General features: G+C 67.0%; 16 protein-coding genes and 1 tRNA gene. 9 read left to right on the plus strand and 8 right to left on the minus strand.

What is annotated here, in order from left to right:
- Complete coding sequence (locus DL990_RS24820) at window positions 1-315, plus strand: DUF1048 domain-containing protein (RefSeq protein WP_125789133.1); 315 nt, start codon at window positions 1-3, stop codon at window positions 313-315.
- Here the strand turns inward: DL990_RS24820 and DL990_RS42450 are convergent.
- Genes DL990_RS42450 through DL990_RS24835 form a run of 3 tightly spaced genes read right to left on the minus strand, consistent with a single transcriptional unit; the run spans window position 254 to window position 2,373 of the window.
- Complete coding sequence (locus DL990_RS42450; RefSeq protein WP_125800054.1) at window positions 254-445, minus strand: DUF6653 family protein; 192 nt, start codon at window positions 443-445, stop codon at window positions 254-256. The two genes, DL990_RS24820 and DL990_RS42450, sit on opposite strands and share 62 nt — an antisense overlap.
- A gap of 51 nt (window positions 446-496) precedes the next feature.
- Window positions 497-1,765: a glycosyltransferase gene (locus DL990_RS24830; RefSeq protein WP_125800055.1), complete on the minus strand. Its 1,269-nt coding sequence runs from the start codon at window positions 1,763-1,765 to the stop codon at window positions 497-499.
- Window positions 1,762-2,373, minus strand: coding sequence for a TetR/AcrR family transcriptional regulator (locus DL990_RS24835; RefSeq protein ID WP_125800056.1), 612 nt, complete (start codon window positions 2,371-2,373; stop codon window positions 1,762-1,764). Before DL990_RS24835 ends, DL990_RS24830 begins: the two co-directional genes overlap by 4 nt.
- A gap of 714 nt (window positions 2,374-3,087) precedes the next feature.
- Here DL990_RS24835 and DL990_RS24840 point away from each other — a divergent pair.
- Both DL990_RS24840 and phoU read left to right on the plus strand, forming a co-directional pair.
- Window positions 3,088-5,067 carry an amino acid transporter gene (locus DL990_RS24840; RefSeq protein WP_125789137.1) on the plus strand — a complete coding sequence of 660 codons (1,980 nt, stop codon included), beginning with the start codon at window positions 3,088-3,090 and terminating at the stop codon, window positions 5,065-5,067.
- A gap of 108 nt (window positions 5,068-5,175) precedes the next feature.
- Window positions 5,176-5,859 carry a phosphate signaling complex protein PhoU gene (gene phoU, locus DL990_RS24845; RefSeq protein ID WP_125800057.1) on the plus strand — a complete coding sequence of 228 codons (684 nt, stop codon included), beginning with the start codon at window positions 5,176-5,178 and terminating at the stop codon, window positions 5,857-5,859.
- A 253-nt stretch (window positions 5,860-6,112) separates the two neighbouring features.
- Here phoU and DL990_RS24850 read toward each other — a convergent pair whose 3' ends face one another.
- Together DL990_RS24850 and DL990_RS24855 are read right to left on the minus strand one after the other, a co-directional pair.
- Window positions 6,113-7,912: an APC family permease gene (locus tag DL990_RS24850; protein ID WP_199746581.1), complete on the minus strand. Its 1,800-nt coding sequence runs from the start codon at window positions 7,910-7,912 to the stop codon at window positions 6,113-6,115.
- Complete coding sequence (locus tag DL990_RS24855) at window positions 7,909-8,337, minus strand: hypothetical protein (protein WP_125800059.1); 429 nt, start codon at window positions 8,335-8,337, stop codon at window positions 7,909-7,911. Before DL990_RS24855 ends, DL990_RS24850 begins: the two co-directional genes overlap by 4 nt.
- 289 nt (window positions 8,338-8,626) lie before the next feature.
- Between DL990_RS24855 and DL990_RS42200 the strand changes: the two genes are divergently transcribed.
- Genes DL990_RS42200 through DL990_RS24865 form a run of 3 tightly spaced genes read left to right on the plus strand, consistent with a single transcriptional unit; the run spans window position 8,627 to window position 10,282 of the window.
- A complete protein-coding gene (locus DL990_RS42200) occupies window positions 8,627-8,749 on the plus strand; it encodes a hypothetical protein (RefSeq protein WP_255431389.1) in 123 nt (40 codons plus the stop codon).
- Entirely contained in the window at window positions 8,749-9,510 is a 762-nt protein-coding gene (locus DL990_RS24860; protein ID WP_125800060.1) for an ABC transporter ATP-binding protein, read from the plus strand. The genes DL990_RS42200 and DL990_RS24860 overlap by 1 nt, the downstream gene beginning before the upstream one ends.
- Window positions 9,511-9,520: 10 nt before the next feature.
- A complete protein-coding gene (locus DL990_RS24865) occupies window positions 9,521-10,282 on the plus strand; it encodes an ABC transporter permease (protein ID WP_125800061.1) in 762 nt (253 codons plus the stop codon).
- Window positions 10,283-10,364: 82 nt separating this feature from the next.
- On the opposite strand, the gene DL990_RS24870 is transcribed toward DL990_RS24865, so the two are convergent.
- Entirely contained in the window at window positions 10,365-11,363 is a 999-nt protein-coding gene (locus tag DL990_RS24870; protein ID WP_233620557.1) for a S9 family peptidase, read from the minus strand.
- A 51-nt stretch (window positions 11,364-11,414) separates the two neighbouring features.
- Here DL990_RS24870 and DL990_RS24875 point away from each other — a divergent pair, with 51 nt between their 5' ends.
- Both DL990_RS24875 and DL990_RS42205 read left to right on the plus strand, forming a co-directional pair.
- Complete coding sequence (locus tag DL990_RS24875; protein ID WP_125789143.1) at window positions 11,415-11,954, plus strand: helix-turn-helix domain-containing protein; 540 nt, start codon at window positions 11,415-11,417, stop codon at window positions 11,952-11,954.
- Window positions 11,955-12,017: 63 nt separating this feature from the next.
- Window positions 12,018-12,140, plus strand: coding sequence for a hypothetical protein (locus DL990_RS42205; RefSeq protein ID WP_255431390.1), 123 nt, complete (start codon window positions 12,018-12,020; stop codon window positions 12,138-12,140).
- A 90-nt stretch (window positions 12,141-12,230) separates the two neighbouring features.
- Here the strand turns inward: DL990_RS42205 and DL990_RS24880 are convergent.
- A tRNA-Leu gene (locus DL990_RS24880) sits at window positions 12,231-12,307 on the minus strand.
- A 173-nt stretch (window positions 12,308-12,480) separates the two neighbouring features.
- Between DL990_RS24880 and DL990_RS24885 the strand changes: the two genes are divergently transcribed.
- Entirely contained in the window at window positions 12,481-13,092 is a 612-nt protein-coding gene (locus tag DL990_RS24885; protein WP_005157321.1) for an ANTAR domain-containing response regulator, read from the plus strand.
- A 2-nt stretch (window positions 13,093-13,094) separates the two neighbouring features.
- Here the strand turns inward: DL990_RS24885 and DL990_RS24890 are convergent, their stop codons facing one another.
- Entirely contained in the window at window positions 13,095-13,637 is a 543-nt protein-coding gene (locus tag DL990_RS24890) for a hypothetical protein (protein WP_233620558.1), read from the minus strand.
- Window positions 13,638-14,246: the final 609 nt, after the last annotated feature.

Here is a 14,246-nt window from a genome sequence, read left to right on the forward strand (position 1 = left end):
ATGGGCATCCAGGACATCATCGAGGGCAAGAAGCAGTGGCGCGCGCACGTGGCACGGGTCAAGGCGCTCCCGCCGGACTATCGGATCGTCTACCAGGAGATGCAGAAGTACCTTTTCAAGGTGGGACCGGTCGACCTCGCCGACGGGCCACTGCTCCCCGGGATCGTGGACTTCTTCGAGGAGGGTGCCGCGTCCGGCAAGGGAGTACTGGAACTCATCGGCGACGACGTCGCCGCCTTCTGCGACGACCTGATCAAGGACTCGCCCACCTACGCGGACCTCTATCAGGAGTCCATCGGCGGGGCGGGGAAGTAGGGCGAAGTTTCGGCCGGCTCACGTTCCCAGCTGTCCGGCTCCAGATGGCGAGCGGCATCAGCGGGATCGCTGCGAAGCGGGCCCATGCGCTCCAGGGATTCGCGTGGCGGCGCCAGGCTTCGTCGTCCATGCGGAATGGTCTTCGCTACCGCATCGGTGAGTTCCACGGTGCCTTTCCTTGTCAGGTCAGGGTTTCGAGTAGGTCGACAGCGGCGGAGACACCGTTCTCCGCACGGATATCGAGTCCGAGCCGTTCCGCCCGCTGACGCATCTCGGTGTCGCTGGTGGCTTGTCGCAGTGCGGCGGCGAGCCGGTCCGCGCTGAGGTGCTGTTGACGTATCGACGGTGGTGCGACTCCTGCGGCGTGCATCCGATCCGCCCAGTACGGCTGGTCGGCGACGAAGGGGCACACCACCTGAGGTCTGCCCGCGGCCAGCGCGGCACCCGTTGTTCCGCCGCCCCCGTGATGCACGACCGCGCTCATCCTCGGGAACAGCCAGTCGTGCGGGGCGTGGTCGATCACCAGCACGTCGTCGCTGCCGGCGTCGGCGGCGATACCGCCCCATCCGGTGGCGAGTATCGCGCGGACGCCGGCCTGGCGGACCGCTTCGTCGACCACCACGCGGGTGCGGTGTGAATCCCTGCCCGCCATGCTGCCGAATCCGATGTAGACCGGAGCCGGGCCCGCGTCGAGAAAGTCCCGCAGCCGGTCGGGCGGTACCCAGCCGGCTGCGGCGGGGAGGTACCAGAAACCGGTGGTGTGCACCGAATCCGGCCAATCACGGGCGGCGACGGAGACGTGCGGACTGAATGCCTGCAGGACCAGCCGGTCCTGGCCGTTCGCGTCGTGCAGGACATCATGGCTTCCCCGGCGGCGCGGGAGTCCGAGCTCCTCGGTGCGCCAGGCGGAGGCGATGCCGGAGAAGCTGCGCAGAATCGCGGCCACCGCGAGATACGTGGCGTGGTTGAAGATCTTCGGCAGCCGCGGCAAGGGCAGCAACGGACACGGGAACTCGGTGGTGGGGACCCAGCCGGGTTGCAGCGCGGTGAGCACCGCGGGCGCAGCGAGCATCTCGGCCGCGTGGTGAGCGGGCAGTCCGGGCGTGTGCACGACGACGTCCGCACGGGATACCTTCGCCGCGACTCCGACGTCGTGCAGGACGATGGCCATCAACGGTTTGATCCGCCGCGCTGTCCGGACGGCGGTGATCTTCCCGCGGAGGCCCCGGTATCCGCCCTCGATGGCCTCCTGCACCACTGGGTCGTCCATCAACCGGTTCGGTCCCTCGTCCAGCGGCGCGAACTCGATGTCGTGTTCCACCGCGGTGTCGGCGAACGACTCCGGTGCGGCCAGTACCGCCTCGTGTCCGCGATCGCGCAGGGCGACCGCGAGCGCGAGCATCGGCTGGACGTCGCCTCGGGTGCCGTGGGTGACCAGCAGCGCTCTCACTTCGAGCGCTCCTGGTCCTCGACGGCGGTGAACGCGGTCAGCCAGCGGTCATCGGCGAACAAGCCGTTGGTCAGCATCTCCAGCCCCGCCCTGCCGCCGCGGACCGCCGTCGCGGTCTCCGCCGGATCCCCGCCGAGCAAGCGTCCGACGTGATCTCCGAGTACGAGTGGCGCCAGCAGCCAGGACACATAGACGACGGTGCGGGCGAACGAGTCGTCCGACGGGCACACCCAGCCTTCCTGCTCGCCGTCGGCGAGCCACGCTTCGGTGTGCTCCACGATCTCGGTGAACAACGCCGAGGCCTCGCTGGTTCCGTCCAGGAAGGCGCGTGCCAGATAGCGTCGCACAGGAGTCGCGGCCTGTAGCACCTCCGCCAGCGCCTCGGAGCCGACGGCCCCGCCGGCCCGGATCCCCTCGAGCACATGCTCGTCACACGCCTGCCGCAACCCGTCCTTCGAACCGAAATGATGCAGCACCAAACCCGGAGACACGCCGGCATCCGCGGCTACCGCGCGGACCGAGGTCCCGGCGACGCCATCGGCACCGAACCTCGCCAACGCCGCGTCCCGGATCCGGGCCCGGGCGGTCAAATCCTCGATTGAACGCATGTTCACAGCATTGAACGTTTGTTCAGCCCGGTCAAAAGCTCCGGAAAGTCTTGATGCGGTTTTGACGGTGCGGCACCCTTCGGCAGTTCAGGCATTGGTCGAACGGATCGGCCCCGCCGGCTGGTAAGCCGACCGGCGGGGCCGAGGAGTCATGTGCCGTGCTGATCGTTGTTCACACTGGTATTCCCCCCCGTTTCAACGGGTGGGCTCGCGTCGGGATCGTGGGAGCCGGTGGAACGGAGCAATGCCCTGGGGTGCGATGGTTTCAGTGGCCGGCCAGATCCATCGTGAACAGCAGCAGCCCGAAGAAGAGCTGGAGTGCGGCGATGCAGACGCCTGCGATGACAAGGCCACTTCGCCGTAGGGGAGCAGCCAGCCGAGCAGGCTGAGCACGAGGCAGATGGGACCGAGCAAGCCTTTGATCCCGGGGCGGTCGCCTGCTGACAATCGACGAGTCACAGTGCCCGGATTCCGTTCGGTTCGTCCGGCGTACACGCTACCTCCGAACTCGACCCGTCCGGTGATCAAAGGCATGGTCTGGCCGTCGCCGCGAACGTCGGACCCGCTTGTCACGCGACACTTACGTTTTCTTTACGGTCGGCTCGGTGATTCTTCGCGCTGGATCGTTAGTGTCCGCGTCGGTGTGCGGCCATCACGAGTGGCGTGCCAGGTTCGCCTCGTGGGAGGCGTACGTGCGATTTGGGGAGACACGGCATGACCGAGGTTCCAGAACACGCGGTGCCGGCACGGGTGGACAGCCCGGTCCGGCAAGCGGCACCGTCGGGCAAGGTGGGCCGGTGGCTGATGGAGCACCGGGTCCAGCCGGTGGGGCCGGAGAGCCATGAGGAGCACGCCACGCCGCAGTCGTGGTGGAAGGTCATGTGTCTCACGGGCGTGGATTACTTCTCCACGTTGTCCTATCTGCCCGGGATCGCCGCGCTGGCGGCGGGCGCACTGTCGCCATTGGCGACGTTGCTGATCGTCGCGCTCACCCTGCTCGGCATGCTGCCGATGTACCGGCGGGTGGCGAAGGAGAGCCCGCACGGTCAGGGTTCGGTCGCGATGCTGGAGAATCTGCTGCCGTTCTGGCGCGGCAAGATCTTCGTCTTGGTATTGCTGGGTTTCGTGGCGACCTCGTGGATCATCACCATCACTCTGTCCTCGGCCGATGCCACCGTGCACGCGCTGGAGAACCCGATCGCGCCGTCGTTCCTCCACGGACATGAAGTCCTGATCACGGTGATCCTGCTACTGATCCTCGGCGGGGTGTTCCTGCTCGGATTCAGCGAGGCGGTCGGGGTCGCGATCCCGCTGGTCGCGATCTTCCTGGTGTTGAACGCGGTGGTCGTGGTCGCCGGGATCGGTGAGGTGCTGACCGAACCCGCCGCGTTCGACCGCTGGCTGGACGCGCTGACCTCCGGCGGCGGTGGGATCGGCGGGGTCATCGGACCGGCGATTCTGGCGTTCCCGTTGCTGGTGCTCGGATTGTCCGGTTTCGAGACCGGGGTGAGCATGATGCCGCTGGTGGCGGCGAAGGGCGAGAACGCCGAGCAGAAACTCGCGAACCGGATCCGCAACACCCGCAAGCTGCTCACCGCGGCCGCGCTGATCATGTCGGTGTACCTGATCGCGACCAGTTTCGTCACCACGATCCTGATCCCCGCGGAACAGTTCAAACCGGGCGGCGAAGCGAACGGCCGGGCGCTGGCGTACCTGGCGCATGAGCTGATGGGCGACTGGGTCGGCACCGCCTACGACATCAGCAGCATCCTGATCCTGTGGTTCGCCGGGGCTTCGGCGATGGCCGGTTTGATCAACATCGTGCCGCGGTATCTGCCCGCCTACGGGATGGCGCCGGACTGGGCCAGGGCCGTGCGGCCGGTGGTGCTGGTCTACACCGCGATCTGTGTCCTGGTCACGATCATCTTCAACGCGGACGTCAACGCACAGGCCGGGGCGTACGCCACCGGGATCCTCGCGATGATGGTGTCCGCGTCGGTGGCCGTGGCGATCTCCGCGGCGAAGAGGCGTCAGCGCAAGGCAGCGATCGCGTTCGCCGTGCTGACCCTGATCCTGATCTACGCGCTGGTGGAGAACGTCATCGAGAAGCCCGACGGCCTCACGATCTCCGCGTTCTTCATTCTCGGGATCATCGTGGTGTCGCTGATCTCGCGGGTCACCCGCACCACGGAACTGCGGGTGGAGCACATCGAGTTCGACGAGCCGGCGCGCCGGTTCGTCACCGAGTCGATCGCGCACGATGGCGCGCTGACCATCATCGCGAACCGGCGCCAGGCCGGGGACGCCGACGAATACCGGGCGAAGGAAGCGGAACAGCGCGGTCTGAACCCGGTGCCGGGCGCCGCCGACGTCCTGTTCCTCGAGGTCGACGTCATCGACCCGTCCGGGTTCAGCGACGTGCTGAAGATCCGCGGTGTCGAGATCGAGGGTTTCCGTGTCCTGCGGGTGGAAAGCCCGGCCGCGCCGAACGCGATCGCGGCTGTCCTGCTCGCGCTGCGCGACGCCACCGGTGTGCGGCCGCAGTGCCATTTCGAGTGGAGCGAGGGCAACCCGCTCGGGCATCTGTTCCGCTACCTGATCCTCGGCCGCGGCGACACCGCCCCGGTGGTCCGCGAAATCATCCGCACCAGCGAACGCGACCCGGCCCGGCGGCCGGGAATCCACGTCGGCTGACATCAGGCGTCAACGCGAGGTCGTCATCGGGGCCGTCGGCGTTCTGTTCGCGTGAAAAAAGGCCGCACAGCGCCGGGAAACGGGTCCTGGCGCGTGAAGATCGGGTGTATGCGCACCTCGTATCACGAGCGACTCGACCGGCTCGTCGCCCGGCTGCTCCGGACGTCGCGGGTGGTCGCGGACATGATGGACCGTGCCGGAACCGCCCTGTTCGAGGCGGACGGCGAGCTGGCGCGCGAGGTCATCGCCGAGAGCGCCGCCCTGGAACGGGCCAAGGTCGAGGCAGAGGGGCACGCACACGCGATCTTGGCCCTGCAATCCCCGGTGGCGACCGATCTGCGGGTCGTGCTCGCGGCCATCCACGCCGTCGGCGACCTCGACCGGATGGGACGTCTGGCGATTCATGTCGCCGAAGCCGTCCAGCGCAGGTATCCGGACCGGGTGGTGCCGCAGGTGCTGATGCCGCGGTTCGTCGAAATGGGCCGGATAGCGGTGTGGCTGGCGGTGATGGCGGGCCAGGCCGTCGAGAGCCGTGACGCCGTGTTGGCCCGGACGCTGATCAGCGTCGACGACGACATGGACGACTTGCACCGCACGCTCTTCACGGTGATCGATTACCAGGACTGGGCCTACGGAACGGTGAAAGCGGTCGACGCGGCTTTGCTGAGCCGGTACTACGAACGGTTCGCCGATCACGCGGTCTCGCTGGCAAGGCAGACCACGTTCGTCGTCACCGGTCGTCCGAAGTGGACGGATTCCGTGCCGGTTCAGTGCGGCGTGCGGATCGCGTAGTCGAAGTCCTCGACGTGTTGACAGAGCGTCCTCACACGGTGGCGGAGCTACGGCGAACGTTGCGGGACGAGCGTGTCAGTGCCGATACCCGGCTTGGCCCAGGCCGGAGAACGCGTGGCTGATCCGGTTTTACGGATTCCTTCTGTGGGTCCTCAGGCGGGCGGGTGGCGGTCCAGCCAATGCTGCAGCGCACGCAGGCCGAACGCGATGACGAGGAAGAGACCGATCAGGCCGGTGCTGAACACCAGGCCGGTCACCGGGCGCTCAACCGGAAGCGCATGCGGCAGACGACGGCGTCCGAGTGGCGGCGCAGTGCGCGGGCGAGCACGGCTCCGCGCTGATTCTGCAGGATCCGCTGCCACCAGTGCTCCGGTTCGACCTCCGCGATCAGCACGAAGACGTGCCGGTCGCCGACGGTGCGGAGGTGCTCCACCAGCGGCTCGCCGAGACGGCGGCGTTCGGCGTGGAGCTGGACCAGTGTCACTTCGGGATGCCACTTCTCCCAGGCTGCCACGAAGTCCTGCGCCGACTGTTCGTCGCCGGGGTGGGTGACGTGCACGGCCTCGACGTGGTCGCCGAGTGACAGCGCGGCGGCGAGCGCGTCACGGGTCAGGCGGGAGACAGTGTGGACGGGGACGATCACGAGCGAACGGTGCGGCCGTGGGGGAGTGGGTGTCAGGCCGAGTCCGAGCCGATCGCCGATGCGGCGGTAGCTGCGCTCGACCCATTCCATGGCCGCCACCAGCAGCGGCAGCGCGACCACGATCAGCCAGCCGCCTTCGCTGAACTTCGTTGTCGTCACCACGATCGCGGCGACGCCGGTGAGTAGCGCGCCGAAGCCGTTGAGCGTGGCCTTGCCCCGCCAGCCGGACGGGCGGGTGCGCCGCCAGTGCCGGACCATCCCGGACTGGGAGAGCGTGAACCCGACGAACACCCCGATCGCGAACAGCGGGACCAGGGTGTTCATGTCGCCGTTGGTGATGATGAGCAGGAGCGCGGCGGTGATGGCGAGGAAACCGACGCCGTAGCGATACACCTGGCGTTCCGCGCGCAGGGCGAACACGTGCGGCAGCTTGTTGTGTTTGGCGAGCAGCTGGGCCAGCACGGGCAATCCGCCGAAGGAGGTGTTCGCGGCCAAAGCGAGCAGCACCACGGTCGAGAACTGCACCAGGTAGAAGCCGACGCCGTCGCCCAAGGACGCGGTGGTCAACTGCGAGAGCACGGTGACGCCGTCCACCGGATGGATGGCGAACTTCCCGATGAGCACGGCGATCCCGAGCAGCACCTCGCCGAGCAGGCCGCCCAGCGCGATCTCCGCGTGCTGCGCGCGCCGTACTCGGGGTTTGCGGAACGACGGCACCGCGTTCGCGATCGCCTCGACTCCGGTCAGCGCCGCGCATCCGTTCGCGAAAGCCTTCAGCAGCAACAGAACCCCGACCGCTTGCAGGTTCTGCGCGTGTTCCGGGGCCGCGATCTGCGCGGCCGGACCGGAACGGAACAGCCCGGCGACGATCACGGTCAGGATCGCGCCGACGTAGATCACGGTGGGTACGACGAACACCCGGGCGCTTTCGGCGATGCCGCGCAGGTTCACCGCGGTGACCAAGGCCAGGACGCCGAGGCACAGCCACAGCGTGTACGGCAGGAGACCGGGGAACGCCGAGGTCAGCGCGGCCACCCCGGCCGCCACCGAGACCGCGACGTTGAGCACGTAGTCGACGATCAGCGATGCCGCGGCCACCAGCGAGGCACGGCGCCCGAGGTAGGTCCGGCTGACCCCGTAGGCGCCGCCGCCGTCGGGGAACGCCGCGATCACCTGACGGTAGGACAGCGTCAAAACACCCAGCAGCACCGCGATCGCGAGCGTGACCGGCAAGGTGAAGCCCAGACCCGCGCCGCCGGCGACGGCCAGCACGATCACGATGGCCTCGGGCCCGTAGGCGACCGAGGCCATCGCGTCCAAGGACAGCGCAGCGAGTCCGCCGACGACGGAAAGACGGTGCCGTTCGGAGCGGTCGGTACCGCTCTCGGGGCGAGCGAGTGTGGTTGTCACGCCGTCAGCGTGGGGTTCTGCTCCTCGTCGGCGCGACGGCGTTGACAGGTTCTTGATACCGATTCCGGTGAACCCGACACCACGCTGACGCGCCGGAGATCCGGGTCACCGCCGCGCCGGACGTCCCGTGACAAGAACGCGAAACCGGTGGCGCCCAGGGCATTGAGCGCGAACACGAGAGCGTCGTGCCCGGACGGATGCCCCAGTACCAGCCAGGAGTGCAGGACCCAGCAGATCACCGCGGTGGCGAAGGCGGCTCGTGCGGTGCTGAACAAGGCGACGGCGTCGATCACCGCGACCATCAGGAGCACGGAAACGAACGGCTGAGGTGAAACGCTGCCCGCCTGTGCGAGAAAGGCCGCGGCGAGAGCGCCGGCGAAACCCAGGGAACAGCTGATCAAGGCGGAGACCGGTCTCCGGCGCACGGTACGCATCCCGATAGCTGAACCTGTCGACGACACCGGCTGAAGAGTCGCTTACGGGCTTCGCATATCGAACGGTCGGGTCTTGACGTCACCACTACGTCAGGCGTCGTACGTGCTTGCGCGATCACTAGTCAGTGCTACTGTGTACTGGTAGTCAGTGTTGCTTAGTAGCGCAAGCAGGCGCGTCCGGTGGGGAAGCGCGTTGCTGGTCCGGGTCGAGCGCAGAACGACTCGACCGGCTCGGTGAAGGGGGTACACGCCGATCCGCGAGATCGTCGGGGACGACCCGGTGGAGTTCGTCGAGACGTTCGCGCAGAACTACGGAGTGGGGCGGTGGATCGCCCGGGAGCGGGAGCGGCTCTCCAAGGGCATCGATCGCGCCGTCACGAGAGCAGAAGGGGGAAACGTCTGATGGCGACCCAAGCCCAGGCGATCCAGGTGCGAGGCCTGGAAAAGTCGTACAAGACGCTGCACGTCCTGCGAGGTGTGGACTTCGACGTGGCGCGGGGAAGCATCTTCGCCCTGCTCGGCTCCAATGGGGCGGGCAAGACCACGGTCGTGAGAATCCTGTCCACTTTGCTCAAAGCGGACGCGGGGACGGCGAGTGTCGATGGTTTCGACGTCGCCACGCGATCGGCGGAGGTCCGGGAGGTCATCAGCCTCACCGGGCAGTTCGCCGCCGTCGACGAGATCCTCACCGGCCGCGAGAACCTTGTTCTGGTAGCCCGGCTTCGGCACCTGAAGCAGCCGGGCAAGATCGCGGACGACCTGCTGGAGCGCTTTTCGCTGACCGTCGCGGCCGGGAGGAAGGTGTCGACCTATTCGGGCGGCATGCGCCGCCGCCTGGACATCGCCATGAGCCTCATCGGGAACCCGCCGGTGATCTTCCTGGACGAGCCGACCACCGGGCTCGACCCCGAGGCCCGCATAGAGGTGTGGGCCTCGGTGAAGGAACTCGCCGCGAACGGCACGACGGTGCTGCTGACGACGCAGTACCTGGAGGAGGCCGAACAGCTCGCCGACCGGATCGCGATCCTCCACAAAGGACTGATCATCGTCGACGGCACCCTCGCCGAACTCAAGCGGCTGCTCCCACCCGCCAAGGTCGAATACGTCGAGAAACAGCCGTCCCTCGAGGACGTCTTCCTGACCATCGTCGGCGCGGACAAGTAAGGGGATGACGATGAACAAGCACCTCTTCGGCGACACCACCGTCCTGTTGGGACGATCACTGAAACACGTCACGCGCAGCGTGGACACCATCATCACGACCGCGATGATGCCCGTCGCCATGATGCTGATGTTCGTCTACGTGTTCGGAGGCGCGATCAGCACCGGGTCGGATTCGTACGTGAACTACATGCTGCCGGGGATCCTGCTGATCACGGTCGCGTCGGGTGTCGCCTACACCGCGCTCCGGCTCTTCACCGATATGAAAAGCGGGATCTTCGAACGTTTCCAGTCCTTGCCGATCGCACGCTCGGGTGTGCTGTGGGCGCACGTGCTGACGTCGCTCGTCGCCAACCTCCTCTCGCTCGTGATCGTCGTGGGCGTCGCCCTCCTCATGGGTTTCCGCTCAGGAGCGGGACCGTCGACCTGGCTCGCGGTCGCCGGCATCCTGCTCCTGTTCACGCTGGCGTTGACGTGGCTGGCCGTCATCCCGGGTCTCTCCGCGAAATCCGTGGACGGCGCGGGCGCGTTCTCCTACCCGCTCATCTTCCTGCCGTTCCTCAGTTCGGCATTCGTGCCCACCGCCACCATGCCCGGCCCGGTGCGCGCCTTCGCCGAACACCAACCGGTGACGTCGATCGTGAACGCCCTCCGCGTCCTGCTCACCGAGCGGCCGGTCGGCACCGATATCTGGATCGCCCTCGCCTGGTGCGCCGGTCTCCTCGCCGTCGCGTATGTCTTCGCTACGATCACCTACCGCCGCAAGATCTCCTGAGCAACCTCGACTCGAGCGGGCAAGCGGATGTTCCGTGGACCGTCGCGAAGGTATGCGCCCGGGTCGTGCGGATCGGCAGCGGTCAAAGACGAACGCGGGTAGTGAGCCAGTCGGCGATGTCGGCGACGACTTCGGGGTCCACGTGGTGTGGATGTGCGTAGTCCCCGGGCAGCGACGGTCCGGTGCCGGGGAAGAACATGTGATCGTCGGCGGCGTAGGTGCGGAATATGACGTCCGGCCGGTCGGCCAGACCGGCGCGCCATCCGGCCAGATCGCCGTCGATGGTCAGCTGGTAGTCACGCTCGCCTTGCATGAAGAGCATGGGTAGGTCCAGTGTCGCGGCGACTGACACCGGATCGTAGGCGCGCAGGTCCAGCCAATACTGTGCGGGCATTCCGAATGGCAGTTTCGCGGCGGGTGTGGCGGGCGAAAGATCCGGGCTGTCCACCAGTTTCGCGTGTTCGGTGGCCGCTTCGACGGTGGGCAGCAGCGCCGCGGTCGCCGGATCGGCCTTCGTCAGATATTCGATGACGCGCACCATCGACCATTGCATCGGCACCGTGTCCCCGGCGAGAACGACAAGACCGGCCACCCTTGGCCCGGCGGCGGCCACCCGAGGTGCGAACTTGCCGCCCATGCTGTGCCCGATCACGAAGACGTGATCACCGTCCACTGTCGACAGTCCGCGTAGCATCTCGATGCCCGCGACGGCATGGGGTACGTATTCTTCGGTCGGGGTGAAGTCCGGGGTGGCGGCGATCTGTTCGCGGTGCGTGTAGGTGACCTTGTCAAAACGCAAGACCGCCACGCCGCGACTGGCCAGACCCCAGGCGATGTCCTTCACGTTCTTGTTCGGCCCAGCGGTACCGTCCCGATCGAACGGTCCTCCGCCGGCGAGCAATACCGCAGCCGGGTGGGGGCCCGCGCCGCGAGGGACAGCGACTGTGCCGGGTACGGCGAAGGCGCCCGAACCCACGGTCACCGCATGTTCGTCGAACAGGTCCGGATCCGCATAGTCCGGTGACTGCCACGCCTCGAGGTCCGTATCGGTCGATTCGACTGACGCCACCTTGTCCTCCACTCCAACGTTCTCAACTTTGAGAAAGGTATCACGAATGAGAGCATAGGGGTCATGGATTCTCTGGAGCTGCTGGCGCACCCGGTGCGGCTGCGGATCGTGCACGCTCTGTCCGGCAAGCGGACTCTGACGACCGCGCAGCTGTGCGCACGCCTGCCCGACGTGTCGAAGGCGACCGTGTATCGGCATGTCGACCTGCTCGCCGGCGGGGGTGTTCTCGAGGTCGCCGCCGAGCACCGCGTGCGGGGCGCCGTGGAGCGGACCTACCGCCTGCGCCCAGAGCGCGCGACCATCGACGCCGACGCGGTGGCCGCGGCAAAACCCGAAGACCACCGCGAGGTCTTCGCCTTGGCCATGGTCACAATGCTCGCCGAATTCAACAGCTATCTCGATCGTGAAGACGCCGATCCGGTCGCCGATCTGGTCGGCTATCGGCAACACGCGGTGTGGCTCGATCGTGAGGAGGTCGAAAGCCTGATCGACGGCCTGCGCGCGGCGATCCTTCCGCACCTGAGCAACCCCGCCACCCCGGACCGTGCGCAGTATCTACTGAGTCCGATCCTGTTCCCGGCCGGCGGTCAGGCCGACACGTAGCCGCCGGCCGCCCCGCGTCGCAGGTCTCTTCGGAGCTGTCGGACAGTGCTACCTCACTTGGCGATGAACCTGACCGAAGCGCCAGAGCAGTACCTCAAGGCGCTCTTCGAGGCCGTCCAGCTCGCGATCGTGGTACACGACGACGGCGAGCGTGGCGATCAAGCTCCCGGCAGACCAGCTGCCTGAGATCGCTCAGGTGGCGGAGAGGATCACCGAGCCCATGAGTCCCCAAGAAGTCCCAGCCCAGCGGGCTGGATCTGCTTGTGGGGTAGTTGTTGGTGCCCCCGGTGAGATTCGAACTCACACTGGACGGGTTTTGAATCCGTTGCCTCTGCCAGTTGGGCTACGGGGGCGGTGTCCGGTGAACTTTACGGGATCACGGGAGCGCGCCGTTCGCCGGGCCCGGGAGTGTGACGACCGTCTGACGTGGTGAACGCCATCTAGCCGTCTGGATCGTTCCCGGTAGGCTTCAGGTTCGCGGACAGACCGCGAGCCGAACTGCCCGACGACCTTCAGGAGGACCCCGGTGACCGAGCAGGCTGCCGAGGCCAATGGTGCCGTCGCCGCACCCCAGCGGCGGGTGCTCGTGGCCGAAGACGAGGCCCTCATCCGTCTGGACCTCGTCGAGATGTTGCGCGAAGAGGGCTACGAGGTGGTCGGCGAGGCCGGTGATGGCGAGCAGGCCATCAACCTTGCCACCGAGTTGAAGCCCGATCTGGTGATTCTCGACGTCAAGATGCCCAAGCTCGACGGGATCGAGGCCGCTTCCAAGATCACCGGTGACCGGATCGCGCCGGTCGTCATCCTGACCGCGTTCAGTCAGCGTGACCTGGTCGAGCGGGCGAGGGACGCGGGCACGATGGCGTACCTGGTCAAACCGTTCGCGAAGCGCGACCTTGTGCCCGCGATCGAGTTGGCCGTGAGCCGGTTCGCCGAGCTCCAGGCCCTCGAGTCCGAGGTCGCGGGTCTCACGGACCGGCTCGAGACGCGCAAGGTCATCGACCGCGCCAAGGGGCTGCTGATGAGCCGTCAGGGTCTCACCGAGCCGGACGCGTTCCGGTGGATACAGCGCACCGCGATGGACCGCCGGACCACGATGAAGGCGGTGGCCGAGGCCGTCGTCGAGAGCATCGGCTGACGTCAGCTTTCGGTCTTGACGTACAGGCGCACGGTTCCGCCGCGGTGCGTGCGGAAATAGTTCTGGAGCTGTGCGCTGCTCGCGATGCAACCGGCGCTGGTGAAATCGTCGCCAGCCGTCCTCGGCAAGGCGACGGAACACTGCGCGAGATAGCTGAACTTGTCCGGCCACAGCACGAAGAAGGTCGCGCTTCCGGATCCCGTTCCGCCGTTGTTGCGGAACACGGCGCTCATCGAGCAGGCGTTGTCGTTGCACGGCCCGTTCCACTGCGACGAGCGCACTTGGAATTCCGGTCGGGCCGGCGGCGTCGTCCGGGTGGCTCGGGTGGTGGTCACGTCCGCCACGTCGGTGTTCGACACCGGTTCACGTGTCTTTTCCGGCTCGGTGGTCCGGGTCGTCCGCGGCGCGCTCGTCGCCGCCGCGAACGTCCGTGAAACCGGTGGCTCGCTGGTGGGGGGCGGGTCGAGGTCCTCGAACGGATTGAACCCGGTCAGCGTATTGACGGCCACGAAAATGGCCAATACCCCGCTGACCGCGCCGATCATGACGGCCCACTTCTTGTATTCGGGCTCGTCGTCGCTTTTCTTCGGTTCGTCCCCCGACATGGGCTCATCGTACGGGACCGCTCCGGCTCGAGGGAGGGCCGAATTCCGTCTCCCTGAGCTGTCCACCGAAGGCCGATTCGTCCCAGGGCGACGCATTGCCGCTGGTCAGCGCGCCGCTGTTTCATTCTCGTGTCCCGATCTTCGCCGTCCGCCTTGCCGTCGGACTGTCCGGTTGATGACGATGGATCCCATCGCGACTCTGATCGTGATAGGCGACTGGGAATCCGACGCAGGGGGTCGAATTCCGCGCCGGAAAATGCCGCGAAGTGCGGTATCGGACAATGAGACGGCGAGGGGAACGGAAATGCGCAAAGTGAAGCGAATCGCTGTTGTCGCGGCGCCGTTGCCCGCCGGGATCCTGATGGGCAAGCATCGTCGATGCCTTCTCCGGCAAGAGGCAGGGCTTCAAGTGAGAGGGCGGTCGCTCTCGGCCGGGAAACGAAGGCCGGTCACTTCATGTACTGGGGAAGGTGTGAAGGTCGAGTTTCCTCGGCTGAGCCGAGGCAAGGGGTCCTTCACGCGCCGCCGTTTGTGGCTGGTGGTGCGGCT

The sequence above is a fragment of the Amycolatopsis sp. WAC 01416 genome, assembly GCF_003947485.1.
In the GTDB taxonomy this organism is placed as follows: domain Bacteria; phylum Actinomycetota; class Actinomycetes; order Mycobacteriales; family Pseudonocardiaceae; genus Amycolatopsis.